Source organism: Streptomyces spiroverticillatus, from assembly GCA_014650415.1.
GTDB classification, from domain to species: domain Bacteria; phylum Actinomycetota; class Actinomycetes; order Streptomycetales; family Streptomycetaceae; genus Streptomyces; species Streptomyces spiroverticillatus.
The window spans coordinates 80,077-103,553 of sequence record BMUX01000011.1; the positions used below are offsets into that span (position 1 = coordinate 80,077).

A 23,477-nucleotide genomic window follows, 5' to 3' on the forward strand; every position below is an offset into this window, starting at 1 on the left:
GGTAGCCCCTGATCCCCGCCCCCGTCCGACCCCACATCGGACGGGGGCGGTGTCATGTCCGCTCCCGCTTCCCGTCCCGGGACAGGGGAGTCCCGGCAGGCCAGGAGGGCGGCTGTCCCGGGACGGCCGAAGCAGCCGGGATCCGCTTGGCGAGGGGCTGTGACCTGCACAAACTCATGTCACCGGCCCCGCTGACCGCCGCTTCGGACGCTTCGGACGGCGAGTGCGTGCCGGTTCCCATGAACCTCTCGCACCAGGAGAACCACCGTGTCCCCTCGCTCCCGCACCCTGCGCACCCTGCTGCCCACCCTCGCCCTCACCTGCCTGACCGCCCCGGCCCTCGTCCTCCCCGCCCATGCCACCGCCGTCGCCGCGGCCCCGCCCGCGGCGACGGCCGGCGCTATCTGCTGTGGAAGAACGACGGCAACTGCTGCGGTCTCGGCCGGGACACCTGGCTGCACCTCCAGCCCACCACCTGGGACGGCACCCGCCTCACCGGGCCCCCGGTGCGGCTGATCCGCCAGGACCGGCCCTGGGAGGGCCGACTGGCGGAGGCGCCCACCCTGGTCAAGCGCGCCGGACAGTACGTCCTGCTGTACTCCGCGAACGCCTACGACACCGGCGCCTACGCGACCGGCTACGCCCTCTCCCCGCACCTCACCGGCCCGTACACCAAGGCCCCCCGCCCCCTCCTGACGACCTGCACCTTCTCCGGCGCGGTCCGGGGCCCCGGGGGACAGGACGTCGTCGAGGGACCCGACGGGCGTGACCACCTCCTCCTGCACGGCCGGTACGGCGGCGCCCGCTTCCTGTACCTGGCCGACCTGGACTGGGCCGACGGACGGCCGGTGGTGCGCGGCGGCGCGCAGGCGTACGAGGCGGAGCGGGCGCGGCCGACCGACGTCACCGTGCGGACCGCCCCCGGGGCCTGCGAGGGCCGGGCGGTCGGGCACATCGACCACCCGGGCAGCCGGGTCGAGTTCCGGGTGTTCGCCGCGTCACCGGGCCCCGCACACGCTGTCCGTGCGGTACGCGAACGGTTCCCTCGACGCGGCGGGACGCCCGGCCCCGGCCACCCACCGCCTGTCCGTCAACGGCGCCGAGACCGACCCCGTCCGCTACCCCCACACCGCCTGGGACACCTGGCGCACGGCCACCCGCACGGTCCCGCTGCGTACCGGCTGGAACGCGGTCCGGCTGTCCAAGGGCGACCGCTACGCCGAACTGGACCACATCGAGGTGGACCGAGCCCCGACGGCACCGGAGCCCGGTAGCGGGTCAGAGCTTGCGCCAGCGGGCCATCGCGAAGGAGAAGACGCCGAACAGCATCAGCCCCACCGCCAGCACCACCAGCAGCCACGGCCCCACCGGGGTCTCCCGGAAGCTGCGGATCGTGTCGTCCATCCCCTTGGCCTTGTCCGGGTCGTACGTCACGGCCGCCGCGACCGCGAAACCGCCCGCCACCGCGAACACCAGGCCACGCGCCACACCGCCGCCGACGCCCGTGACGTCCACCAACTGCCGTACGCGCTGGGACATTTCACCCATCTTCAGGTGCTTGTGGTACTTGCGCATCGCCGCCCGTACGCCGATCCAGACGCCCGCGCCGACGATCACGAGCCCGCCCGCGCCGACCAGCCACTGCCCGGCGGGCAGCTCCATCGCCCTCGCCGTCACGTCCTTCGACTGCTGGTCGCTGGAGCCGCCGCCGCTGCTGCTGTCACCGGCCGCGAAGGCCAGTACGGAGTAGGCGACGAAGCCGTAGAAGACGAAGCGGGCGGCGGACAGCAGGCGCTTCTTGGCCTTGTGGCCGTCGGGGCCCGCCGCACCGAAGAGGGCTTCCGAGAGCCGCCACAGCGCCATGCCGACCAGGGCGATGCCCATGGCCCACAGGAGGAACTTCCCGAAGGGCTTCTCGGCTATCTCGGCCAGCGCCCCGCCCCGGTCGGCGGACTTCTCCCCGCCGCCGAAGGCGATGTTCAGGGCCAGCAGGCCGACGAGCAGATAGATCAGGCCGCGCGCGACGAACCCCGCGCGTGCCGCGTACTTCACCGTGTCGCTGCGGGCAGCCCGACGGGCGGTCCCTGTCGCGGTCGTGGCGTTCATCCGCCGTCGCCTCCTCGTCCGCCCGGTACTGGGTCGGCAGACGTGTGCCCCCTGTGGGGGTGCGGAAACGAACATGTGGGCGGGGGTGTCGGGCGGTCCGGGGCGGGGCGGAGCTTTCCTGATGCGGAGGTGTCGTCAACCGTGCGAAGGTGCAGCGGTGTTCGAGATTCTGCCGGACCGGGGGCTGGTGCTGCCGCGCGGTGCCGGGACGCTTGTTTTCGGCATGGCGGAGCGGGATGCCCAGTGGGCCGTCGCCACGCTGTGCGATGTGCGTGAGAGCTGGGTGTGCGGGCTGGAGTGGTCGTTCGGGGCCGTGTACGAGGGGCTGGAGCTGCTGGTCGGGGGCTCGCACGGGCACGGTCTGGACGTCGTGGACCTTCAGCGGGCGGTGCATGCGCCCCTGGAGCCCGCCGCCGCGCCGGTGGTCCTCGACGGGGTCGATGTTCTCGGGTATCCGCAGGACGAGGTGCAGGAGGCCCTGACCGGTCAACCCCCTTACCCCGCGCTGAAGTTGTGGCGCAGTCATCTCGCCGGGGCGTACCTGCACCGGGTCTCCCTCTCCTCGGAGCGGATCAGGTCCAGCCGAGGACGATGAGGGTGAGCCCGAGGGCGAAGCCCGTTCCCAGCAGCGCCAGGTAGCCCGGGTAGAAGCGCCGCCAGCGCCGCATCAGCAGGCCGAAGGCGGCGAAGCCCAGGCCCACGGCGAGCGTGCGGGTGCCGCGCGCCTTCGCGGAGGCCAGGAGCCAGTCGCCGGCCGGGACCTCTGCGCGGCCCGCCTCCGCCGCGTACACCTTGAAGGGGATGCCGTTCCAGGGCTGGTGGCGGATGGCCGCCGCGCCCTCGGCGGCGAGCTGGGTGCGGACGGTGGTGTGCATCCGGTCGGTGGTGAGCGGGGCGGGCAACTGGGTTCCGGAAGCAGCCAGTTGGAGGGCGAGGAGGCTTCCGGCGAGGCTGCCCGCGAGTGCGGTGAGGGAGAGCTTGAGGGCCGCGCGCGGGGCGGCCACGCAGGCCACGGCGAGGAGGAGTTCGGGCATGAGCGGCCAGCTGAGGGCTTCGGCGCCCGCCCAGAGGAAGGCGAGCGGCAGTCCCCAGCGGGACGCCGCCACGGCCGCGATCCGGCGGCGTACGACCGAGTCCCGGAGGGTTTCGTCGTTCGTACGTCGATGGAGTGCGGCCACGGCCTCGCGGGCCTGCTCCGGGGTGGCCGTCGACGGGAGCGGGTCGCCGATCCGGATGCGGACCAGGGCGGAGCGGAGCTTGCCGTGCTTGGGGAGCAGGCGGTTCGTGCCCGCGATGCCGACGGGGACGACGGGGACGTTCGCGTGCTCGGCGAGGAGGAGCGCGCCCCGGTGGAAGGAGCCCGGTCCCGCTTCCGCTTTGTCGGTGCGGGTGCCCTCCGGGAAGAGGACCACCGCGCGGCCCGCCCGCAGGTCGTCGCTCATCGCGAGGAGGTCGTCCATGCCACCGCCCTTGCGGCGTACGGGAAAGCCTGCCGCGAGGCGGCGGCAGATCCGGCTGCGCCACGGGGAGGCGAACCAGTAGTCCGCCGCCGCGCCGATCGCCGGGGTGTGCCGGGCGTCGAGGGCGGCGAGCAGGGCGGCGGTGTCGGCGTGCGAGGAGTGGTTCGCGACGACGACGCAGCCGCCCTTGGGGAGCCTTCCCCGGCGTTCGACACCGCCGGTGAGGGTGAGGAGGCCCCACCACAGGGCGCGGCGGAGGAGGGCGGGGGTGCGGCGGGGGGCGGGGACGGTGAGGTCCTTCGCGGTCAGGGTCGGGCGCGTCGTACCACTCGTACGCATTACAGAGTCACCGCCATCGCGAGCAGGAGGGCCAGGAGCAGGGAGTCGATGCGGTCGAGCAGGCCGCCGAAGCCGGGCAGCCAGGAGCCCGCGTCCTTCACGCCGGACTCCCGCTTGACCAGGGATTCGAGCAGGTCGCCCAGCAGGCAGCCGAGGAGGACCGCGGCCCACAGGGCGGGGGTGAAGGCGCCGACTGCCGCGAGGGCGGCGGCAGTTGCCGCCCCGCAGCCGACGACTCCGGCCCAGGTCTTGTTCGGGGAGACGGGGGAGAGGCGGCGGGCCAGCGGGCCGTGCCGGCCGAGGGCGGTGCCGCCGCACCAGGCGCCGACGTCCCCGAGGGCCACCGCGAGGCCGATCGCCAGGGCGGTGTCCTGCCCGAGGAGGACGAGGCCGGTGAGGGGCACCGGGATCCACAGCATCCCGAACGCGCTGCGGGCGGTGCGGGTGAAGCCGTGGTCGGCGTCGCCGGTGAGGAGTGGGGGGAGGGCGGCGGCGACGAGGAGGAGGGCGGTGGCGCGGAGGTCGAGGGCGCTCGGGGCGAGGGTGGCGAGGAGGGGGAGGGTGAGGGCGGCGGCGGTGAGGGGGAGGAGGTCGAGGTTTCGGTGAGGCGGCGGTGTGGGGCGGTCCTCCGGGGAGGTGGGCCGCCCACCCCCAGCCCCAGCCCCACCCCCAGCCCCACCCCCAGCCCCAACCCCCTGTTCGACCCGTCCCGGAAGCGCCATCCGTCCGTACTCCAGGACCCCCACCACTCCCAGCCCCGCCGCCAGCGCGACCGCGCCCGGGGTGCCGAGCCACAGGGCGCCCACGTACAGGGGGGCCGCCAGGGCCCAGGTCCGCCAGCGGCGCCACAGCTCGGCCCGCATCCGTACCCGGGACGGGACGAAAGCGAGCGCCGCCCCGCTGACCGTGAGCACCCCGGCCACCAGCACCGGCACCCCCGCGCTCACAGCGACCTCCACAGACGGGCGCAGCGCACCACGGCCGTCAGGGCAGAGCCCGCGGCCAGGACCACCAGCACCCCGAAGGCCCAGCCCGGTACCGCCGCCGCCACGACCACCAGCAGGCAGCGTTCCGTCTTGCCGACCGGGCCGCCGTTCAGGCGCTCCGCACCCGCCGCCGCCCCCGCGAGGGAGACCCAGGAGGGGAGCGTGGCGGCCAGTGCGGCGACCGCCACCAGCCACAGCGGGGCGAGGGGAAGGAAGCCCGCCAGGACGGTCAAGTCGGCCGCGCGGTCGCCCAGTTCGTTGAGGAGCGCGCCGCGCCGGGTCGTACGGCCCGTGTCGCGGGCCAGCGCCCCGTCCAGGTTCGCGAAGGCCAGCCGGGCCGCGAGCAGCGCCGCCACCGGCAGCGCCGCCCAGGGCGCGGGCAGCCAGGCCAGTACCGCAGCCGCCCCGGCCGCGCACACCACCCCCGCCGCCGTCAACGCGTCCGGTGAGGTGCCGCGCCGGGCCAGCGCGCCGCGCACCCCGGACAACCGGGCCGCGTACCAGGGCTTCAGGGCGTACAGCCCGGGTGAGGTCTTCGTGGACATGGCCCCAACTCTGGTGCGGGGCGCGGCCGTACGACACGGCACAGCTACTCAAACGGTGCCTGAGTACCTGTCACGCACGGGGCCTGCGAGAGTGCTGCGCATGACTGAGTACGCCGCACCGCGCCTCGCCCACACCGCCCACCTCGACCCCGCCGAACTCGCCGCGGTCCGCGCCCTCCTCGACGCCGCCTTCGACGGCGACTTCGCCGAGGAGGACTGGGACCACGCGCTCGGCGGCATGCACGCCCTGATCACCGACCCCCGGGACGGCACGGTCCTCGCCCACGGCAGCCTCGTCCCGCGCCGCGTCCTGCACCGCGGGCACTCGCTGCGGATCGGTTACGTCGAGGCCGTGGCCGTACGCGAGGACACCCGCCGGCAGGGTCTGGCCGGGCGGATCATGGCGGCCCTGGAGGAGCTGGTCGACCGGGCGTACGTCCTCGGCGCCCTCTCCGCGTCCGACGCGGGGGCCGCGCTCTACGCGGGCCGGGGCTGGCGGGTGTGGCCCGGCGGCCTGGCCGCGCTGGGGCCGACCGGTGTCGTACCCCTGCCGGAGGAGGAGGGCACGACGTACGTACGCCCCGCACTGGGCCGCACGCTGCCCGACCCGGACGCCACGCTCTTCTTCGACTGGCGGGACGGCGACGTGCTGTGACGCCGGGGGCCTCCTACTTCTCCAGGTCCTCCACGCCCGCGCGCGCGTCCCGCCGGGTGCCGTAGTAGCCGAGGCCCCCGCCCACGGCCAGCGCGACCGGCAGGGCGTACAGGAAGGAGGGGCTGGTGACGTCGACGAAGCCGGTGGTGACGAGGACCGCGAAGAGCATCGCCATCAGGGCGGTGAACAGCATGAGCTTCCGGATGCGCACCCCCAGCAGGACGCGCTCGGCCGGAGTCTCCGGCAGTACGTCGAGACCGGCCGCCGGGCCCGCACTGGCCGCCTTCGGGCGCTTGAAGTAGAGGGAGAAGAGCCAGTGCCCGCTCGGCTCCCAGCCCTCGGGGGCCAGTTCCGCGATCCGGGCGGCCCGCTCCTGCGCGTTGTTGGCGATCTCCCGCCGGTACTCCCAGCGCAGCGCGGCCGACGGGTCGCGGCGGCACACGAACCGGCCCACCCGGTCGATGCGTTCGACCTCCCAGCCCTGGTCGCCGTACTGGTTGAGCAGCTTGCGGTCGTTGTAGAGGTCGCAGGTCCACTTCCAGACCTCGGCCTGCGCCGACGGGCCCTCGGCGGGCCCGCCGCCGGTCAGCCGCGCCGCGAACTCCTCCGGCGCCCCGAACTCCTCCACCGGGTCCACGCCGTCGCCGTCCGCGACGTACGCGGACAGATCGGCGACGGTCGCGGCGGCCTCGTCCCCGGACATCCCGGCGGCGCGCAGGGCCGTACCCAGCCGGTCGAAGTAGGTGTCGTTGGCAGTCATCATGATTCCCCCGTGCTGAGCGATGCGGTGAGCGTGGTGCGCACGGACGCGTGGAAGTCCAGCCAGGCGTCCGTCTGGTGGGCGAGTGCGGTCCGTCCCTCACCCGTGAGGCGGTAGTAGCGGCGGCCCGGGCCGCGCTCGGCGGCGCGGAACTCGCCGACGACGTACCCGGCCTCCTCCAGCCGGTTGAGGACCGGGTAGAGCGTGCCGCCCTTGATGTCTCCGAGCCCGGCCCCGGCCAGGGCCTTGGAGATCTCGTACCCGTAGCTCTCGCCCTCGGTGAGACAGGAGAGGACGAGGAGGTCGAGGACTCCCTTGAGCCAGCTCGATCTGCGATCGGGGGTCCGGTCCGGTGTGCGGTCCGAGGGGCGGTTCGTGGCAGCCATGCGCAACATGACACCACCACCTAGGTAGGAATGCAACCTAGTGGGCGGAGCGAGCTAGCTGGCGATGTCGAATCAAGCGCCGCAAGGGGTCACGCATGATCGCGTCTCAGATAGTAGGAAGTCCGAGTAATTGTGGAGACAGCTGCCCGTACCTGCCCTAGCTTTGTAGAAGCCGAACGTCTCGCTCCATCAGCGAATGGCGGCCGCGGGCCGGTGCCCCGAAGCAGGCAACCCCTGCCGCACCCGCCCCCCGCCTCATTCCGGCGCCTCACAGATGCAGCAATCCCCTCATGCACTCAATTCACTTCTGCATGCTTCTGAAGGAGTCGATCCCTCATGTCCGAGACCTCGATCACCATGCACGCGACCACCGCCCGCCGCGTCCGCCACTCCTCCCGCTCCGCCGAGGCGGCCGACCGCAAGCAGGCCGCCGCCGCCCTCCAGCGCGCCCTGGACCGCCGCGACAACGGCGGCGAGACCGGCCACTGAGCCTCCGCGGGACGGCAGGGTGACCGTCGCGTCCACATGGCGGACGCGACGTGTCATCCCCTGGGACGCGGAGTAGGGTCCCGGACATGTCTCGCAGCATCAATCTCGCAGTGATCCCCGGTGACGGCATCGGCCAGGAGGTCGTGGCCCAGGGCCTGAAGGTCCTCAACTCCGTACTCCCGCAGGACGTGAAGCTGGAGACCAAGGAGTACGACCTCGGCGCCAAGCGCTGGCACCGCACGGGGGAGACCCTTCCCGACGCGGAACTCGACGCGCTCAAGCAGCACGACGCGATCCTCCTCGGCGCGATCGGCGACCCCTCGGTCCCGTCCGGCGTCCTGGAGCGCGGTCTGCTCCTGAAGCTGCGCTTCGCGTTCGACCACTTCATCAACCTCCGCCCGTCGAAGCTGTTCCCGAACACCTCGACGCCGCTGGCCGGCGACCCGGAGATCGACTTCGTCGTCGTCCGCGAAGGCACCGAGGGCCCCTACACGGGCAACGGCGGCAGCCTGCGCACCGGCACGCCCGCCGAGGTCGCCACCGAGGTCAGCCTCAACACGGCGTACGGCGTCGAGCGCGTCGTCCGCGACGCCTTCGAGCGCGCCGCGGCCCGCCCGCGCAAGAAGCTGACCCTCGTCCACAAGAACAACGTGCTCGTCTACGCCGGCCACCTGTGGAAGAACACCTTCGACCGCATCGCCGCCGAGTACCCGTCCGTCACCACGGACTACCTGCACGTCGACGCCGCGACGATCTTCTTCGTCACGCAGCCGGAGCGCTTCGACGTCATCGTCACCGACAACCTCTTCGGCGACATCCTCACCGACCTCGCCGCCGCCGTCTCCGGCGGAATCGGCCTGGCCGCCTCCGGCAACATCAACCCGACGGGCGCGTTCCCGTCGATGTTCGAGCCCGTGCACGGCTCCGCGCCCGACATCGCGGGCCAGGGCAAGGCCGACCCGACGGCCACGGTCCTCTCCGTCGCACTCCTGCTCCGCCACCTCGGTCACGAGTCCGAGGCCGCCCGTATCGAAGAGGCGGTCTCCGCCGACCTCGCCGAGCGCACCCCCGCAGTCGTCCGCACCACGGACGAGATCGGCGACGCGCTCGCGGCCCGAGTAGCGGGCTGACCGGCGACTGTCACCCCTGAAGCAGCCGCCGGGAACCGACACCCGGCGGCTGTTCCTTTTCCGGCCCCGGGTGCGACCATCGACCCCTGGGCCGCACCCCACGCCAAAGACCCCATTTCGTACCCACCCCTGCGCGCGCGATAATCGAACGCAGGGTCGCGGTATGAGAGGAAGCTCGGACGTCCTAGTTGTGACGGAAGGCGTGACGCGGCCCACTTCCAAACAAACCGGTGAAGGACACGCACTCATGACGACGCCCACGACGATCGAGCTCAAGCCCTCTTCCACCCCGCTGTCCGAAGCGGAGCGCGAGGCGATCCTCGCCAACCCCGGGTTCGGCCGCTACTTCACCGACCACATGGTCACCATCCGCTGGACCGAGGGCCGCGGCTGGCACGACGCCCAGCTCGTGCCGTACGCCCCGCTCTCCATCGACCCGGCGAACATGACCCTGCACTACGCGCAGGAGATCTTCGAGGGCCTCAAGGCCTACCGCCGCCCCGACGGCTCGGTCGCCACCTTCCGCCCCGAGGCCAACGCCAAGCGCTTCCAGTCCTCCGCGCACCGTCTGGCGATGCCGGAACTCCCCGTCGAGACCTTCATCGCCGCCTGCGACGCACTCGTCAAGCAGGACGAGGCCTGGGTCCCGCCGCACGGCGGCGAGGAGTCCCTCTACCTGCGCCCCTTCATGATCGCCACCGAGGTCGGCCTGGGCGTCCGCCCCGCCAACGAGTACCTCTTCATCGTCATCGCCTCCCCGGCCGGCGCCTACTTCCCGGGCGGCGTGAAGCCCGTCTCCGTCTGGCTCTCGGAGAACTACGTCCGCGCCGTCCCCGGCGGCATGGGCTACGCCAAGACCGGCGGCAACTACGCCGCGTCCCTCCTCGCGCAGGCCGAGGCCGCCGAGAAGGGCTGCGACCAGGTCGTCTGGCTGGACGCGCTCGACCACAAGTGGGTCGAGGAGATGGGCGGCATGAACCTGTACTTCGTGTACGGCGACAAGATCGTCACCCCGGAGCTGACGGGCTCCCTCCTCGCGGGCGTCACCCGCGACACTCTCCTCAAGCTCGCCGGTGACCTGGGCTACACCTCCTCCGAGGGCCGCATCTCCACCGACCAGTGGCGCGCGGACGCCGAGTCCGGGGCCCTCACGGAGGTCTTCGCCTGCGGCACGGCGGCGGTCATCACCCCCGTCGGCCACGTGAAGTCGGCCTCCGCCGAGTGGACCACGGCGGACGGCGAGCCGGGCCGCGTGACGATGGCCCTCCGCAAGGCCCTCCTGGAGATCCAGACGGGCTCGGCGGCGGACACCCACGGGTGGATGCACGAGCTGGCGTAATCGGTGCGGGGGAGTGCGGGCCGGGGCCTCTCGGTTCCGCCCCGCCCCCTTGGGCGGCGGGGCCGCCCCCCGGGGGCGGGACGGGCGGGCAAGGGGGCGGCCCCCTCGCTCCGGGCCCGCCCCGGCACCGCCCCCTGCCCGCACCCCCGACACCGGTCGAGCTAGCCCGGCAGCACTGGGGCCAAGCCCGCCGCCCAGGCGAGCAACCTCTCGTCCTCACCCGCCCCGGCCACGCACTGCACCCCCAGCGGCAGCCCGTTCGCCGCCCTCCCCGCCGGGAGGGAGAGCGACGGCAGGCCCGCGTTGCTCCACGGCAGGGACATCACCGAGCTGCCGGTCGTCGCGAGGGACGCCGGAGCCGGGCCGGGGGCCGCCGGGGTCACCCAGACGTCGACCCCGGCCGAGCGTGCCGACTCCGCGAGCCGCTCCCGGAAACCTTCCCGGGCCGCGCAAGCCGCCTCGTACGCGGCATCGGAGATCCCTTCGCCCTCGCGCAGGACCGCCAGGGTCTCCTCCCGGTAGAGGTGGCCGTACGTGGCGAACCAGGGGGCGTGGGACCGTACCGCCTCGTAGCGGTTCATGGTGAAGAGCTGGCGGCGGATCGCGTCGAAGTCCGGCATGACGGGCACCCGCCGCACCTCGTACCCGGCGTCCCGCAGCATGCGTACGTGTTCGGCGAAGGCGGCCAGGGCCTCGGGGGAGGCCTGGGACAGGTACGGGCCGTCGGGGATTGCGAGTACGGGCGGTCCCGGCTCGGGCTCGGTCCAGTCGTCGCAGGCGACCGAGGCCGCGACCGCGACCCCGGCCACGTCGGGCGCGTACAGGCCCAGCGTGTCGAAGGACGGGGCGTTCGGGATCACGCCGTCGATCGGGATGCGGCCGTGGGTCGGCTTGAAGCCGACGACTCCGCAGTAGGCGGCCGGGCGGATCATCGAGCCGACGGTCTGTGTGCCCACGGCCAGCGGCACCATTCCGGCCGCGACCGCCGCCGCCGAGCCGCTGCTGGAGCCTCCGGGAGTGTGCGCGAGGTTGTGCGGGTTGCGGGTCGGGCCGGGGGCCAGGATCGCGAATTCGGCGGTCACCGTCTTGCCCGCCACGTACGCGCCCGCCGCCAGCAGCCTGGTGATGATCGTCGCCTGTGGTCCGGCCAGGGCCTCGGGCGGGAGGGCCGAGCCGCCGCCGGTGGGCATGCCGTCCACGTGGATGATGTCCTTGACCCCGACGGCGATCCCGCTCAGGGGGCCGGGCGCGGACACCGGCGGCGGGTCGGTGTACGTCACGAACGCCCGTATATCGGCGTCCAGTTGGGCAAGCTCCGAGGCCTTCATTCCGCTGCTCCCGTCGTCAGGTCCACTCGTACTCCGGCGTGGTCCGAAGGCCACACCCCGTCCACCGCTTCGTGCCCGAAGCGGGCCACCGACCGCACCGCGCCCAGCCCGCCGGGGCCCGGTACGCCCAGGAACACGTAGTCGATCCGGGTGCTCGGGCCGGGCGTGTGGTAGCCGTTGCCGGCGTCCCAAGTGGCGTACGGAGCGCCAGGTTCCGCGTACTCCCAGGCGTCCACGAAGACCTGCTTCGGTACTGGCGGGGCGGTCTTGTAGCCGCCCATCAGCCGGATCTCGTCCGAGTCGGGCCAGGCGTTGAAGTCCCCGGCGATCACGGGCGGGAAGGGCCCGTCGCCCCGGTGCTCGGCCACGAAGCGGTGCAGGGCGCGCACCTGGACGCAGCGGGTGGCCGAGTCGTACACGGCGGAGTTCAGGTGGGTGGTGAAGACGGGCACCGGGCCGTCCGGCGAGTCCACCCGTGCGTACAGCGCCATCCGGCCGTTGTCGACGGCCCCGTCGGCGGGCAGCCGCACCGACGCCCGCGCGCCGATCGGCCACCGGGAGAGGACGGCCACGCCGATGTCGGAGGCGTCGCCGTCGGTGCGCCGCTGCCAGTGGTGCGGCTCCTCGAACCGCACCCACGTCCAGTGGGCGAGCCCCAGCTCGTCCGCCAGCCAATCGGCCAGGTTCTCCCGGTGGTTGGCCCACACCTCCTGGAGGACGACGACATCCGGCCGCTGCTCCCGCAGCACGTCCAGGATCGCCTTCCGGCGGGCGTCCCACGGGCCGAACCGCCACCACAGATTCCATGTCAGTACGCGCATGCGCCGAACCTACCGGCACGCCCCGCGCCGGTGGCCGGGCACCGGAATTCGGACAACGCCGCCCGGGCTGCGAACCGATCGCGGTGCGTGCGCGTCTTGTGTCCCGTACGGCACAACAACCGCACACATACGGGGAGTTCCACCATGCACGCCGCAACACGCACCGCACTCGGCGCGGCGCTCGTCGCCGCCCTCACCGTCCTGACCCTGCCCGCCGCCTCCGCCTCCGCCGGCCCGCTCGCCCCGCGCACCGAGAAGCTCAGCACCGGGCCCGGGGGTGCGCAGGCCGACAAGTCGTCGGGCGGCCCCGTGCTGAGCGCCGACGGGAAGACCATCGCCTTCAGCTCGGACGCCTCGAACCTGGTCGCGGGGGACACCCCGGACACCGAGGACGTGTTCGTGCGCAGGCCGGGCAGCAGCGCGCTCGTGCGGGTGTCCGTGCCGGGCAAGCAGGCGTCCGGCCCGCGGCTCAGCTCCACCGGCCGCTACCTGACCTTCACCGCCCGCGACGCGGACTTCGTCTACACGCTCCACCTGCGGGACCTGACCACCGGAAAGACGGTCCGCCTCGACCCGAAGCTCTCGGACGCCTACCGGGCCGACGGCCCCGCCCCGATCAGCGCCGACGGGCGTTACGTCGCTCTCGACGCCCACCCCACGGACGCCACCCCGGCCGGGGCGGGGGACGGCGGCAGGGTCTATCTGCTGGACCGGCAGACCGGCAAGACCGTACGGATCAGCGAGAAGCCGAACCACTGGCAGCGCTCCTGCGGCGTCGCCGCGATCAGCGACGACGGCACCAAGGTCGTCTACCAGGACGCGTACGCCAATGGCCCGGTCGGCGGCGACTGGAGCGACCTCTACGTCTGGGACCGCACCACCGGCAAGAGGGTCCAGGCGGACACCACCCACAACGGGGCCCCGGCCGACTACGAGTCCAGCGGCGCGCTGATCAGCGGCGACGGCACCAAGGTCACCTTCACGTCGCTGGCCACCAACCTCGTCCCCGGCCCGCCCACCAAGGGCTACCACGCGTTCGTCCGCGACCTGAAGACCGGGAAGCTGACCCGCATCGACGGCCTCACGCCCACGAACACCACTCTGGCGCAGGGCATTTCCCGCGACGGCAAGAAAGCCCTGATCAACGTGGTGGGCAGCGGCTACGAGAGTGCGCTGTACGTCCGCGACCTGACCACCGGCAGCTCGACCCTGGCCAGCCCGAACATCGAGGGCAAGCCGACGGGGACGGTGGGCAGTGTCCTGAGCGCGGACGCCTCGACCGTCGTCTTCGGGGCGGACGACGAGGCGAAGTTCGTCCCCGGCGACACCAACGGCGAATGGGACCTCTTCGTACGCCAACTGAAGTGAGCCCGGGCAGGTGGAGTGGGCCCGGCAGGTCAAGTGAATCCGGGCACGTGAAGTGAGCCCGGTCAGGATGCGGCCCGCATCCTGAGACACCGTGAGACGCGGGGGCGGTCCTGTGCCAGACTGCCCCCGTGTCCTCGTTCGCCATGATTATCGGCAGCAGGCGCGCCGGTCCGCAGTGACCGCCCCGTACGCCCACCAGCCCGTACGGCGCGGCCACCGAGCTCCAGACCCGCGCGCAGACCTCTCGCACCCGCGAGGGGTTTTTTCGTTTTCCGGCCCCACCCCGGCCCGAGGAACGAGGCGCACGCGAAGATGGAGGCAAGTGGAGCAAGCCATTCCGCAGCCTGGGGTGCACCCCAGGACCCGACAGGAGTCAGACGCATGACGACCGCAGGCAGTGCAGACAGCGCAGGCACCGCAGAGAGCGCAGGCACCGCAGAGGGCCTTGACGACAGCTTCCACGTCTTCGACACCACGCTGCGCGACGGCGCCCAGCGCGAGGGGATCAACCTCACCGTCGCGGACAAGCTGGCCATCGCCCGGCATCTGGACGACTTCGGGGTGGGCTTCATCGAGGGCGGCTGGCCCGGCGCCAACCCCCGCGACACCGAGTTCTTCTCCCGCGCCCAGCAGGAGATCACCTTCCGCAACGCCCAGCTGGTGGCCTTCGGCGCGACCCGCCGCCCGGGTACGAAGGCAGCCGACGACCCGCAGGTCAACGCCCTGCTGACGTCCGGGGCCCCGGTGATCACCCTGGTCGCCAAGTCCCACGACCGGCACGTCGAGCTGGCGCTGCGCACGACGCTCGACGAGAACGTGGCGATGGTCCGCGACACCGTGTCGTACCTCCGCGAGCAGGGCCGCCGCGTCTTCGTCGACTGCGAGCACTTCTTCGACGGCTACCGCGCCAACCCCGAGTACGCCAAGGCCGTCGTGCGGGCCGCCTCCGAGGCCGGGGCCGACGTCGTCATCCTCTGCGACACCAACGGCGGCATGCTCCCCGCCCAGATCCAGGCCGTCGTCGCCACCGTCCTCGCCGACACCGGCGCCCGCCTGGGCATCCACGCCCAGGACGACACCGGCTGCGCCGTCGCCAACACCCTGGCCGCCGTCGACGCGGGCGCCACCCACGTCCAGTGCACCGCCAACGGCTACGGCGAGCGCGTCGGCAACGCCAACCTCTTCCCCGTCGTCGCCGCCCTGGAGCTGAAGTACGGCAAGAAGGTCCTCCCCGAGGGCTCCCTGCGCGAGATGACCCGCATCTCCCACGCCATCGCCGAGGTCGTCAACCTCACGCCCTCCACCCACCAGCCGTACGTCGGCGTCTCGGCCTTCGCGCACAAGGCGGGCCTGCACGCCTCCGCCATCAAGGTCGACCCCGACCTCTACCAGCACATCGACCCCGACCTCGTCGGCAACCGCATCCGGATGCTCGTCTCCGACATGGCCGGCCGCGCCTCCATCGAGCTCAAGGGCAAGGAGCTGGGCGTCGAACTCGGCGACGACCGCGAGCTGGTGGGCCGCGTCGTGGACCGGGTCAAGGAGCGCGAGCTCAAGGGCTACACGTACGAAGCGGCCGACGCCTCCTTCGAACTCCTGCTGCGCGAGGAGGCGGAGGGCCGCGCCCGCCGCTACTTCCGCATCGAGTCCTGGCGGGCCATCGTCGAGGACCGCCCCGACGGCACGCACGCCAACGAGGCGACCGTGAAGCTGTGGGCCAAGGGCGAGCGCATCGTCGCGACCGCCGAGGGAAACGGCCCGGTCAACGCCCTGGACCGGGCGCTGCGGGTGGCCCTGGAGCGGATCTACCCGCAGCTCGCCAAGCTGGAGCTGGTGGACTACAAGGTCCGCATCCTGGAGGGCACCCACGGCACTGAGTCCACCACCCGCGTCCTCATCACCACCGGCGACGGCGGCAACTCGGGCGGCGACTGGTCGACGGTCGGCGTCGCGGAGAACGTCATCGCGGCGTCCTGGCAGGCGCTGGAGGACGCGTACACCTACGGACTGCTGCGCGCGGGCGTCGAACCGACGGAGTGATCCGAGGGAGTGATCCGACGCAGTGGCCCGCCGCAGCGACCCGTCGGAGTGACCCGTCGGAGTGACCGGAAACCCGTCCGCGTGGCCGATTTAGGTTCAATGAGCAACTAGTAAGCGCTCGTTCACCCTCGGTCAAGGGGGGTGAACTCGTCACGTGTGAGGTTGATCAAGCCATCTCCGGGGTCCGGGGGTGCACAAGAGTTCGGGAAGCGGATCAACTGTCCCCGGCCGTCACGGAGTCCACACGGTTCCCACCGTGCACATCCGTCACAGTCGCTTTCTTACTCAGTGCACCCCTACTTACGGAGAGGACGTGACGATGATGAAGAAGACCTACGTCAAGCCGTCGCTGTTCAACCAGGGCGACTTCAGCAAGAAGACCGCGGGCATGTTCTATGCCTCGTGCAAGGAGTTCTGGTCCCGTCGGCTCTGTATCTGAGCTGCGGAAACCGGTAACTGAGTGATGGAGATGCCCGGCCGCGAGAGCCTGCGTGACTTCTTTGTCGTCCTTCCGGACACCGATGAAGGCGAGGCGGCGGCCGGGCATCTTCGCTCGGCGGCCCCTGCGGGCGCCTTCGAGACCGTTGCCCACCCGTCGGGCCGTCCGTGGATCCTCGCGCGACTGCTCGTACGCAATCTGGTCCAGGTCACCCGGGGCGACGACGCCCTGGTGCTGATCGGCCCGAACAAGACACCCGCCGCGCGCCTCGAGGCCGTGCTCGGCCCGGCCCGCGACACCCTCGACCTGCACCGCCGGCTCACCGAACTGCCCGGTCTCGGCCACGTGGTGACACGTATCGGCGACGAGACCTGCGTGCGGGGCACCGCGTCCGGCCACCGCCGCGTCTACCACGCCGCCCACGCCGGCGGCCGGGTCGCCTCCGACCGGCCCGCCGCCCTCGCCCGCCTCACCGGCGCGGCCCTCGACGACGGCGCGCTCGCGCTGCGCCTCCTCGACTTCGTCCCGCACCCGCTGCGGGAACGCCCCGTCTGGCAGGGCGTCGAGGAGATCGACCCGGCGTACGCGCTGCTGCTGCGCGCCGGTTCCGGGTCGGGTCCCGGTTTCTCGGTACGACGCTGGTGGCAGCCCCCGGTGCCCCGGCTGACCATGGCCGAGGGCGCCCCGCTGGTGGCAGCCGCGCTGGCCGCGTCCGTCGCCGCGCACCTTCAGGGACGTACCCGCGTCAGCGGCGAACTCTCCGGCGGCATGGACTCCACGTCCGTGACCTTCCTGGCCCAGCGGGCCGGGGCGCAGGACACCGTCCTGCTCACCGTCGCCGCCCGGGACGACCGCTCCGAGGACCAGTTCTGGGCAGAGAAGGGGGTGGAACTGGCGCGCCAGGATCTCGGCTCCGCGCGCGAGGACCTGAGCTCCGCGCGCGAGGACCTGGGCTCCGTACGCGAGGACGTGGGCTCCGTGCGCGAGGACCCGGGCTCCGCTCGCAAGATCGAGCACACCCTCGTGCCCGCCGACGACGCCCCCCTCTTCTACGCCGACCTGCGCGCCACCGCCGGGGAACTCCTCGACGAACCCTTCCCGGTGGCCCCCGCGCGGGCCCGCGCCGCGATGCTGCTCGGGCGGGCCGCCGCCACCGGCTCCGAGTACCACCTCACCGGCTACGGCGGCGACGAACTCTTCAACGGCCTCGCCTCCGCCTGCCAGGACCTCCTGCCGGGCAAGCCCCTCAAGGCATGGAACCGCATCAGCGCCCTGCGCCACCAGTCCGGCTGGCCGCTGCTGCCGACCCTGCGCGGCATGCTCTTCCCGCCCTCCTTCGGCAACTGGCTCGCAGGCTCGCTCATCGACACCGCGACCGCCGACTCCCGTACCCCGCAGGTGAGTTGGGGCATGCGGCAGGCGATGCGGCCCTGGTTCACGGACAAGGCCCGCGACCTGATCCGGGAGGAGTTCCGGGCGGCGGCCGTCCGGGCACAGCCCATCGCGCCGCGCCCCGGCCGGCACATGGACCTGGACACCGTCCGCCTCGGTGCCCGCTACTTCCAGGCCATGGAGGACCTCGGCGCGGGCCTCGGGCTGCCGGTCGCCGCGCCCTTCTTCGACGACAGGGTCGTGGAGGCGGTCATGTCCGTACGGGTCGAGGACCGCGTCGTCCCCTGGCGGTACAAGCCGCTGCTGGTGGAGGCGATGCGGGGGGTCGTCCCCGACGAGCTCCTTGCCCGTACCACCAAGGACCACATGTCCGCCGACGACATCCAGGGCCTGCGCGAACACGCCGCGGACCTGCGGGAGTTGTGGACGGGATCCGTCCTCGCCGAGCGGGGACTGATCGACGCCGACCAGCTCCGCCGCCTCGCCGACGACCCGTACTCCCCGCTGCTCCAGCAGCACCCCATCGACTCCACCGTGTCCTGCGAGACCTGGCTGCGCACCGCGCAGGACGCCTGGGCCCCTACCGAGAACAGCGAGGCACGCACATGAGCGAGTGGCAGCTCCGCAAGGGAATCGCCGTCACCACCACCGAGTACGGGGGCGTCCTGCTGGACGAGAAGGACGGCACGTACTGGCAGCTCAACGAGTGCGGCACGCTCGTCGTGACCGCCATCGCCGAGGGCCGCTCGCCGTCCGACGCCGTCGAACAGCTCCTCGCGGAGTACGAGGTGGAGCGGGCGGAGGTCGAGGCGGACGTCGCCGAGCTGACGGACCAGCTGGTCAAGGCGAAGATCGTGACGCGGGCCGGGGCGCGCCGATGACCACCGAGATGACGATGCCCCGGCGCGGGGCGGGCCCCGGTGGTGTGCGCCTGCGCGCGGCGATCGGGGCGGCGCTGCTGCTGGCCAAGCTGAAGCCGGGACGGCTGCGGAAGGTCCTCGCGCTGGTCAGCACGGGGGCGCGGCCGGCCTCGTACGACCAGACGCTCGAAACGTACGAACGGGTCGTGGCGACGAGCCGCAAGTGCGCGGGGTGGTACGGGTGTCTGCCGCGCTCGATCGCGATCTCGCTGGTGTGCCGGATGTCGGGAACCTTCCCCGAGTGGCACGCGGGGGTCCGCAACGCGCCGCCGTTCCAGCCGCACGCGTGGGTCTCGGCGGGGGGCCGCACGGTGGGCGAGCAGAACGTGACGGACTTCCGGCCCCTGATGAAGGTCGGCCCGGGTGCCGACTGAGGCTTCCGCAGCCACCCCCGCCCCCCACGGCCGCGCCGCAGCCACCCCAGCCCCCCATGGCCGCGCCGCAGCCACCCCAGCCCCCCATGGCCGCGATGCAGCCACCCCAGCCCCCCTTGGGCGGCGGGGCCGCCCCCCGGGGGCGGAACGGGCGGGCAAGGGGGGCGGCCCCGCCCGCTCCGGGCCCACCCCGGAGCACCCCCGCCCCGCCTCCGCCACCGGCCGCACCCCGGACGGAGCCCCGCCCGCCCCGGGCAAGTCCCGCACCCCCCTCACCCTCCTCCTCGCCCACGCCCGCCCCCACCGCCCCCTCCTCCTCACCGGCACCCTCCTCTCCCTCCTCGGCTCCGCCGCCGGCCTCGCCATGCCCATGGCCGCCAAGTACGCCGTGGAGGCCTACGGGGGAGGGGCGGCCGCCCAGGCCAAGGGCCCCCTCCTCGCCCTTCTCGCCGTCGTCGTCGCCGGTGCCCTCCTCGCCGCCCTCGGCCGCTACCTCCTCGCCCGCACCGGCGAAGCCGTCGTCCTGCGGGCCCGCCGCAGCCTCGTCACCCGCCTGCTCCGCCTCAAGGTCGCCGCCGTCGACCGCCTCACCCCCGGCGACCTCCTCTCCCGCGCCACCAGCGACACGACCCTCCTGCACACCGTCCTCTCCCGCAGCGTCGTCGAGGCCGCGTCCGGCGCCCTCACCCTCATCGGCACGATCGTCCTGATGGCGGTCGTGGACGCCTTCCTCCTCTCCGTCACCGCCCTCGTCCTCCTCCTCTCGGCCGCCGTCCTCGCCCTCCTCATGCCGCGCATCCAGCGCGCCCAGCTCCAGGCCCAGGAGGCCGTCGGCGAGATGGGCTCGCTGCTCGACCGCGCCCTCCAGGCGTTCCGTACGGTCAAGGCCAGCGGCATCGAGGACCGCGAGGCCGCCGCGATCGGCGGGGCCGCGCGCACCGCGCACGACCGGGGAATCACCGTCGCCCGCTGGACCTCGGCCTCCGAGGTCGCGATGTTCCTGGCCACGCAGCTCGCCTTCCTCGCCGTGCTCGGCGTCGGCGGCGCACGCGTGGTGTCGGGTGCGATGGAGGTCTCGGCGCTGGTCGCCTTCCTCCTGTACGTCTTCGGACTGCTCGCCCCCCTCAGCCAGCTCACCGAGGGCTGGACCGGCCTGAACACCGGCCTGGCCGCCGTCCGCCGCATCGACGAGATCGAGTCCCTGCCGGGCGAGACCCACACGTACGCGACGAAGCCGGAACGCCAACCGGCCCCCCTCGGCATCGAGTTCAAGGACGTCGCCTTCGCCTACGCGGACACCCGTGCCCCCGCCCACCACGGCATCACCTTCACCGCGCCCCCCGGCGGCCTGACCGCCCTCGTCGGCCCCTCCGGCGCGGGCAAGACGACGGTCTTCGCCCTCCTGGAACGCTTCTACGACCACGACGCGGGCACCCTCACCGTCGGCGGCCGCGACATCCGCGACTGGCCGCTCGCCGAACTCCGCGCCGCCCTCGCCTACGTCGAACAGGACGCCCCCGTCCTCGCCGGCACCCTCCGCGACAACCTCCTGCTCGCCGCACCCGACGCATCCACCGTCGAACTCGCCCACGCGCTCACCCGCACCCGCCTCACCGACCTGGTCGACCGCCTCCCCGAAGGACTCGACACCCAGGTCGGCCACCGCGGCACCACCCTCTCCGGCGGCGAACGCCAACGCATCGCCCTGGCAAGGGCGTTGCTCCGCAAACCGGCGATCCTCCTGCTCGACGAAGTCACCTCCCAGCTCGACGCCGTCAACGAGGAACGCCTGCGCGAGGTGATCCTCGAACTCGCCGCCGACACCACGGTCCTGGTGATCGCCCACCGCCTCTCGACGGTCGTACGGGCCGACCGCATCGTCGTCATGGAGGCGGGCCGGGTCCGCGCGGTCGGCACGCACGCGGAACTGGTCGAGTCGGACGCCCTGTACGGGGAGTTGGCGGCGACCCAGTTCGCCACGGAGCGCGTGCTGACGAAGGGGTGACGACCGGTCGCCCTCCGTGCCCGATCCCCATCGGGTAAATTCGAACATATGAGGAACAGGCCGCTTTCCGTCATATCCGCCCTCGCGGGATCGACGCTCCTGCTGCTTCTCCCGTTCGCGTCGGCCGCGGCTGCCGCGACCGGTACGACGGAGGCGGGCGACGCCCTGAAGAAGGGCCCGGTGTACGTGGCCCCGGAGGCCAGGAGCCAGCTCTCCCAGGCCGACCAGGACGCCCTCGCGAAGAAGATCAAGGACGCCGACAAGCCCCTCTTCGTGGCGGTCCTCCCGCGCACCCCCGACTTCCCGCCGACCACCGTCCGCGGCAACCTCCGCAACGCGACCGGTGTGACGGGCGTCTACGCGGTCCGCCTCGGCGACGGCTTCGAGGCCGGCGCCGATCCGCGCGCCCTGCCCCGCGCCTCGGTCCGCAACCTGGTCACGGCGGCCAAGACCCCCGCGGGCCTGGACGCGGCCACCCAGCTCAACACCTTCGTCGACCAGGCCCTCCCGCAGATCCAGGGCCACGCCCCGGCCTCCTGGGACGGCGGCTCGAACGACGGCATCAGCACGGGCGCACTGATCGGAGTGGGCGCGGCCGTGGTGATCGCGGGCGCGGGCGGCGTCGCCCTGGTCCGCCGCAGCCGCAAGCGCAAGGAGGAAGAGCGCCTCGAATCCCTCCGCAAGCTGACGGTCGTCGTCGACGAGGACATCACCGCGTACGGAGAGGAACTCGACCGCCTCGACTTCCATCCCTCCGAGCCGGGCGCGACGGACGAGATGCGCACGGACTACGAGAAGGCCCTCGACCTGTACGAAACCGCCAAGTCCCGCATGGCGGAGGTCCGTCACCCCGCCGACGTACGAGGCGTCACCGAGGCCCTCGAAGACGGCCGCTACTCCCTCGCCGTCCTGGACGCCCGCCGCACGGGCAAGCCCCTTCCCGAGCGCCGCTCCCCGTGCTTCTTCGACCCCCGCCACGGCCCCTCCGTCACGGACGCCACCTGGACCCCGTCCGGCGGCGCACCCCGCGAGGTCCCGGTCTGCGCGGCCGACGCGGCCCGCCTGTCCGACGGCCTCGACCCGGCGGTCCGCACCGTCGACACCCCCGACGGCCGCCGCCCCTACTACGACGCGGGCCCGGCCTACGGCCCGTGGGCGGGCGGCTACTTCGGCGGCGGAATCCTCCCCGGCCTCCTGGTCGGCACCATGCTCGGCTCGATGCTCTCCACCCCGGCCTACGCGTCCGAGTACGGCGCGGGCACCGGCTTCGACGACCCGGGCGCGGGCTTCGAAGGCGGCGACGTCTCGGGCTCCGACTTCGACACCTCGGCCTTCAATGGCGGCGACTTCGGCGGCGGAGGGGACTTCGGGGGCGGCGGCGACTTCGGCGGAGGCGGAGACTTCGGCGGCGGCAGCTTCTGACCCTCCCGGGACGGCCCTGCGAGACGTTGCGTGCCCTCAGTTCCGCGTCCGCCGTCGGAGATCGGATCTCCGGGTGAACTCCTGGATGCAGCGAGCCAGGAAGCGCAGGGACACGATTCCGAGGGCAAGGGCGCCCAGGAAGTCGAGGACGCGTTGGCCGAGGGGCAAGGCGCCGCTCGTCAGGGCGAGGAGGGCGCCGGTGAAGCCCAGTCCGCAGCCCATGGCCGCCAGAAGGAAGTGGTGCCCGGTGACCGGCCACCATGAGGCGCGCCCTCGCCTGCGGCCCTGCGCGCGTTTCACTCGGCCTTCCCGCCTTCCTGGACTTCCCGGCATGCGGGAGCGGCGGTGTCAGCTGACACCGCCGCTCCCGCACGTCAGAAGGATTTGTCCAGGATTTTGGCGTTGTGGCCGCAATGCCCGGACAGAGGGTGCCCGGGTCAGCCGGCGTTCTTGATGGCCGAGATGTCGAAGTTCAGCTTGATCTTGTCGCTGACCAGCACGCCACCGGCCTCCAGCGCCGCGTTCCAGGTCAGGCCCCACTCGGAGCGCAGGATCGTCGCGCTGCCCTCGAAGCCCACGCGCTCGTTGCCGAAGGGGTCGGTCGCCGAGCCGTTGAACTCCAGGTCGATGGAGAGCGGGCGGGTGGTGTCCTTGATGGTCAGGTCGCCCGTGATCCGGTAGTCCGAGCCGCCCAGCTGCTCGGCCTTGGTGGAGTGGAAGGTCATCTCCGGGAAGGTCTCCACGTCGAAGAAGTCGCCGCTGCGCAGGTGGTTGTCGCGGTCGTCGGAGCCCGTGTCGATGCTGGTCATGCGGACCGTGATCGAGGCCTCCGAGGCCGACGGGTTCGAGCCGTCCAGCTTCAGGGTGCCGTCGAGGTCGGTGAAGGCGCCCCGGACGTTGGTGACCATCGCGTGGCGGGCGGTGAAGCCGATCCGGGTGTGGCTGGCGTCGACCGTGTACTCGCCGGTCAGGGCGGCCAGTGCCGGGTCCACGGCGGCCGGAGCGGCGGTGGCGGCGGGGGTGTTGCTGTTGCGGCCGAAGAGACCCATGACGTCCTCCTGAAGACGAGAAGTTGTTTGTTGAACCTTCAACTGAGATGACCATAGCGCGATGATGTTCAAGTTTCAACTTCCACGGTCCGTGGCGGTCGGAATTCAGCCGTTCGGCCCAGCC

General features: G+C 72.6%; 24 protein-coding genes. 14 read left to right on the forward strand and 10 right to left on the reverse strand.

Features of this window, described 5'->3' with window-relative positions; genetic code table 11:
* The first annotated feature begins 176 nt into the window (after positions 1-176).
* Positions 177-1,274, forward strand: a complete 1,098-nt coding sequence (locus IE269_RS27015; RefSeq protein ID WP_189825771.1) for a family 43 glycosylhydrolase — start codon at positions 177-179, stop codon at positions 1,272-1,274.
* A 4-nt stretch (positions 1,275-1,278) separates the two neighbouring features.
* Here the strand turns inward: IE269_RS27015 and IE269_RS27020 are convergent, their stop codons facing one another.
* Positions 1,279-2,106: a DUF1206 domain-containing protein gene (locus tag IE269_RS27020; protein ID WP_189825772.1), complete on the reverse strand. Its 828-nt coding sequence runs from the start codon at positions 2,104-2,106 to the stop codon at positions 1,279-1,281.
* A gap of 157 nt (positions 2,107-2,263) precedes the next feature.
* Between IE269_RS27020 and IE269_RS27025 the strand changes: the two genes are divergently transcribed.
* Entirely contained in the window at positions 2,264-2,701 is a 438-nt protein-coding gene (locus IE269_RS27025) for a hypothetical protein (protein ID WP_189825773.1), read from the forward strand.
* Here the strand turns inward: IE269_RS27025 and IE269_RS27030 are convergent.
* The 3 genes from IE269_RS27030 to IE269_RS27040 are packed head-to-tail and all read right to left on the reverse strand — an operon-like array spanning position 2,679 to position 5,436.
* Entirely contained in the window at positions 2,679-3,905 is a 1,227-nt protein-coding gene (locus tag IE269_RS27030; protein ID WP_189825774.1) for a lysophospholipid acyltransferase family protein, read from the reverse strand. The two genes, IE269_RS27025 and IE269_RS27030, sit on opposite strands and share 23 nt — an antisense overlap.
* Entirely contained in the window at positions 3,905-4,852 is a 948-nt protein-coding gene (locus IE269_RS27035) for a phosphatidate cytidylyltransferase (RefSeq protein ID WP_229898264.1), read from the reverse strand. The genes IE269_RS27030 and IE269_RS27035 overlap by 1 nt, the downstream gene beginning before the upstream one ends.
* Positions 4,849-5,436 carry a CDP-alcohol phosphatidyltransferase family protein gene (locus IE269_RS27040; protein ID WP_189825775.1) on the reverse strand — a complete coding sequence of 196 codons (588 nt, stop codon included), beginning with the start codon at positions 5,434-5,436 and terminating at the stop codon, positions 4,849-4,851. Before IE269_RS27040 ends, IE269_RS27035 begins: the two co-directional genes overlap by 4 nt.
* A gap of 100 nt (positions 5,437-5,536) precedes the next feature.
* Here IE269_RS27040 and IE269_RS27045 point away from each other — a divergent pair, with 100 nt between their 5' ends.
* On the forward strand, positions 5,537-6,091 hold the full coding sequence (locus tag IE269_RS27045; protein WP_189825776.1) for a GNAT family N-acetyltransferase: 555 nt from the start codon (positions 5,537-5,539) through the stop codon (positions 6,089-6,091).
* Positions 6,092-6,104: 13 nt separating this feature from the next.
* Here IE269_RS27045 and IE269_RS27050 read toward each other — a convergent pair whose 3' ends face one another.
* Both IE269_RS27050 and IE269_RS27055 read right to left on the reverse strand, forming a co-directional pair.
* Entirely contained in the window at positions 6,105-6,851 is a 747-nt protein-coding gene (locus IE269_RS27050; RefSeq protein WP_189825777.1) for a hypothetical protein, read from the reverse strand.
* Positions 6,851-7,237 carry a PadR family transcriptional regulator gene (locus IE269_RS27055; protein WP_189825778.1) on the reverse strand — a complete coding sequence of 129 codons (387 nt, stop codon included), beginning with the start codon at positions 7,235-7,237 and terminating at the stop codon, positions 6,851-6,853. Before IE269_RS27055 ends, IE269_RS27050 begins: the two co-directional genes overlap by 1 nt.
* Positions 7,238-7,573: 336 nt before the next feature.
* Here IE269_RS27055 and IE269_RS27060 point away from each other — a divergent pair, with 336 nt between their 5' ends.
* The 3 genes from IE269_RS27060 to IE269_RS27070 all read left to right on the forward strand — a co-directional run bounded on the left by IE269_RS27060 (position 7,574) and on the right by IE269_RS27070 (position 10,195).
* Positions 7,574-7,726 (forward strand): hypothetical protein, encoded by a 153-nt coding sequence (locus tag IE269_RS27060; RefSeq protein WP_189825957.1) that lies wholly within the window; start codon positions 7,574-7,576, stop codon positions 7,724-7,726.
* A gap of 86 nt (positions 7,727-7,812) precedes the next feature.
* A complete protein-coding gene (locus IE269_RS27065) occupies positions 7,813-8,856 on the forward strand; it encodes a 3-isopropylmalate dehydrogenase (RefSeq protein ID WP_189825779.1) in 1,044 nt (347 codons plus the stop codon).
* A 247-nt stretch (positions 8,857-9,103) separates the two neighbouring features.
* Positions 9,104-10,195: a branched-chain amino acid aminotransferase gene (locus tag IE269_RS27070; RefSeq protein WP_189825780.1), complete on the forward strand. Its 1,092-nt coding sequence runs from the start codon at positions 9,104-9,106 to the stop codon at positions 10,193-10,195.
* Between the two features lie 161 nt (positions 10,196-10,356).
* Here the strand turns inward: IE269_RS27070 and IE269_RS27075 are convergent, their stop codons facing one another.
* Both IE269_RS27075 and IE269_RS27080 read right to left on the reverse strand, forming a co-directional pair.
* On the reverse strand, positions 10,357-11,523 hold the full coding sequence (locus IE269_RS27075; protein WP_189825781.1) for an amidase: 1,167 nt from the start codon (positions 11,521-11,523) through the stop codon (positions 10,357-10,359).
* Positions 11,520-12,344: an endonuclease/exonuclease/phosphatase family protein gene (locus tag IE269_RS27080; RefSeq protein WP_189825782.1), complete on the reverse strand. Its 825-nt coding sequence runs from the start codon at positions 12,342-12,344 to the stop codon at positions 11,520-11,522. The genes IE269_RS27075 and IE269_RS27080 overlap by 4 nt, the downstream gene beginning before the upstream one ends.
* 144 nt (positions 12,345-12,488) lie before the next feature.
* Here IE269_RS27080 and IE269_RS27085 point away from each other — a divergent pair, with 144 nt between their 5' ends.
* The 8 genes from IE269_RS27085 to IE269_RS27120 all read left to right on the forward strand — a co-directional run bounded on the left by IE269_RS27085 (position 12,489) and on the right by IE269_RS27120 (position 22,304).
* Positions 12,489-13,712, forward strand: coding sequence for a PD40 domain-containing protein (locus IE269_RS27085; RefSeq protein WP_189825783.1), 1,224 nt, complete (start codon positions 12,489-12,491; stop codon positions 13,710-13,712).
* A gap of 381 nt (positions 13,713-14,093) precedes the next feature.
* Positions 14,094-15,752, forward strand: coding sequence for a citramalate synthase (cimA, locus tag IE269_RS27090; RefSeq protein WP_189825784.1), 1,659 nt, complete (start codon positions 14,094-14,096; stop codon positions 15,750-15,752).
* Positions 15,753-16,071: 319 nt separating this feature from the next.
* Entirely contained in the window at positions 16,072-16,191 is a 120-nt protein-coding gene (locus IE269_RS27095; RefSeq protein ID WP_189825943.1) for a keywimysin-related RiPP, read from the forward strand.
* 30 nt (positions 16,192-16,221) lie between these two features.
* Complete coding sequence (locus IE269_RS27100; protein WP_308436985.1) at positions 16,222-18,192, forward strand: asparagine synthase-related protein; 1,971 nt, start codon at positions 16,222-16,224, stop codon at positions 18,190-18,192.
* Entirely contained in the window at positions 18,189-18,464 is a 276-nt protein-coding gene (locus IE269_RS27105) for a lasso peptide biosynthesis PqqD family chaperone (RefSeq protein ID WP_189825785.1), read from the forward strand. Before IE269_RS27100 ends, IE269_RS27105 begins: the two co-directional genes overlap by 4 nt.
* Positions 18,461-18,877: a lasso peptide biosynthesis B2 protein gene (locus IE269_RS27110; RefSeq protein ID WP_189825786.1), complete on the forward strand. Its 417-nt coding sequence runs from the start codon at positions 18,461-18,463 to the stop codon at positions 18,875-18,877. The genes IE269_RS27105 and IE269_RS27110 overlap by 4 nt, the downstream gene beginning before the upstream one ends.
* On the forward strand, positions 18,867-20,882 hold the full coding sequence (locus tag IE269_RS27115; RefSeq protein WP_189825787.1) for an ABC transporter ATP-binding protein: 2,016 nt from the start codon (positions 18,867-18,869) through the stop codon (positions 20,880-20,882). The genes IE269_RS27110 and IE269_RS27115 overlap by 11 nt, the downstream gene beginning before the upstream one ends.
* Positions 20,883-20,930: 48 nt before the next feature.
* Positions 20,931-22,304 (forward strand): hypothetical protein, encoded by a 1,374-nt coding sequence (locus IE269_RS27120; protein WP_189825788.1) that lies wholly within the window; start codon positions 20,931-20,933, stop codon positions 22,302-22,304.
* A 36-nt stretch (positions 22,305-22,340) separates the two neighbouring features.
* Here IE269_RS27120 and IE269_RS27125 read toward each other — a convergent pair whose 3' ends face one another.
* Together IE269_RS27125 and IE269_RS27130 are read right to left on the reverse strand one after the other, a co-directional pair.
* A complete protein-coding gene (locus IE269_RS27125; protein ID WP_189825789.1) occupies positions 22,341-22,604 on the reverse strand; it encodes a hypothetical protein in 264 nt (87 codons plus the stop codon).
* 137 nt (positions 22,605-22,741) lie between these two features.
* Positions 22,742-23,353, reverse strand: coding sequence for a YceI family protein (locus IE269_RS27130; protein WP_189825790.1), 612 nt, complete (start codon positions 23,351-23,353; stop codon positions 22,742-22,744).
* Between the last annotated feature and the right edge of the window lie 124 nt (positions 23,354-23,477).

Bases quoted from the DNA above. Each gene is read 5' to 3' on its own strand.
- IE269_RS27095 (WP_189825943.1), top strand. From the start codon at position 16,072: ATGATGAAGAAGACCTACGTCAAGCCGTCGCTGTTCAACCAGGGCGAC.
- IE269_RS27075 (WP_189825781.1), bottom strand. From the start codon at position 11,523: ATGAAGGCCTCGGAGCTTGCCCAACTGGACGCCGATATACGGGCGTTC.
- IE269_RS27085 (WP_189825783.1), top strand. From the start codon at position 12,489: ATGCACGCCGCAACACGCACCGCACTCGGCGCGGCGCTCGTCGCCGCC.
- IE269_RS27105 (WP_189825785.1), top strand. From the start codon at position 18,189: ATGAGCGAGTGGCAGCTCCGCAAGGGAATCGCCGTCACCACCACCGAG.
- IE269_RS27050 (WP_189825777.1), bottom strand. From the start codon at position 6,851: ATGACTGCCAACGACACCTACTTCGACCGGCTGGGTACGGCCCTGCGC.
- IE269_RS27110 (WP_189825786.1), top strand. From the start codon at position 18,461: ATGACCACCGAGATGACGATGCCCCGGCGCGGGGCGGGCCCCGGTGGT.
- IE269_RS27065 (WP_189825779.1), top strand. From the start codon at position 7,813: ATGTCTCGCAGCATCAATCTCGCAGTGATCCCCGGTGACGGCATCGGC.
- cimA (WP_189825784.1), top strand. From the start codon at position 14,094: ATGACGACCGCAGGCAGTGCAGACAGCGCAGGCACCGCAGAGAGCGCA.
- IE269_RS27055 (WP_189825778.1), bottom strand. From the start codon at position 7,237: ATGGCTGCCACGAACCGCCCCTCGGACCGCACACCGGACCGGACCCCC.
- IE269_RS27080 (WP_189825782.1), bottom strand. From the start codon at position 12,344: ATGCGCGTACTGACATGGAATCTGTGGTGGCGGTTCGGCCCGTGGGAC.
- IE269_RS27120 (WP_189825788.1), top strand. From the start codon at position 20,931: ATGAGGAACAGGCCGCTTTCCGTCATATCCGCCCTCGCGGGATCGACG.
- IE269_RS27130 (WP_189825790.1), bottom strand. From the start codon at position 23,353: ATGGGTCTCTTCGGCCGCAACAGCAACACCCCCGCCGCCACCGCCGCT.
- IE269_RS27020 (WP_189825772.1), bottom strand. From the start codon at position 2,106: ATGAACGCCACGACCGCGACAGGGACCGCCCGTCGGGCTGCCCGCAGC.
- IE269_RS27100 (WP_308436985.1), top strand. From the start codon at position 16,222: ATGCCCGGCCGCGAGAGCCTGCGTGACTTCTTTGTCGTCCTTCCGGAC.
- IE269_RS27030 (WP_189825774.1), bottom strand. From the start codon at position 3,905: ATGCGTACGAGTGGTACGACGCGCCCGACCCTGACCGCGAAGGACCTC.
- IE269_RS27015 (WP_189825771.1), top strand. From the start codon at position 177: ATGTCACCGGCCCCGCTGACCGCCGCTTCGGACGCTTCGGACGGCGAG.
- IE269_RS27060 (WP_189825957.1), top strand. From the start codon at position 7,574: ATGTCCGAGACCTCGATCACCATGCACGCGACCACCGCCCGCCGCGTC.
- IE269_RS27045 (WP_189825776.1), top strand. From the start codon at position 5,537: ATGACTGAGTACGCCGCACCGCGCCTCGCCCACACCGCCCACCTCGAC.
- IE269_RS27040 (WP_189825775.1), bottom strand. From the start codon at position 5,436: ATGTCCACGAAGACCTCACCCGGGCTGTACGCCCTGAAGCCCTGGTAC.
- IE269_RS27070 (WP_189825780.1), top strand. From the start codon at position 9,104: ATGACGACGCCCACGACGATCGAGCTCAAGCCCTCTTCCACCCCGCTG.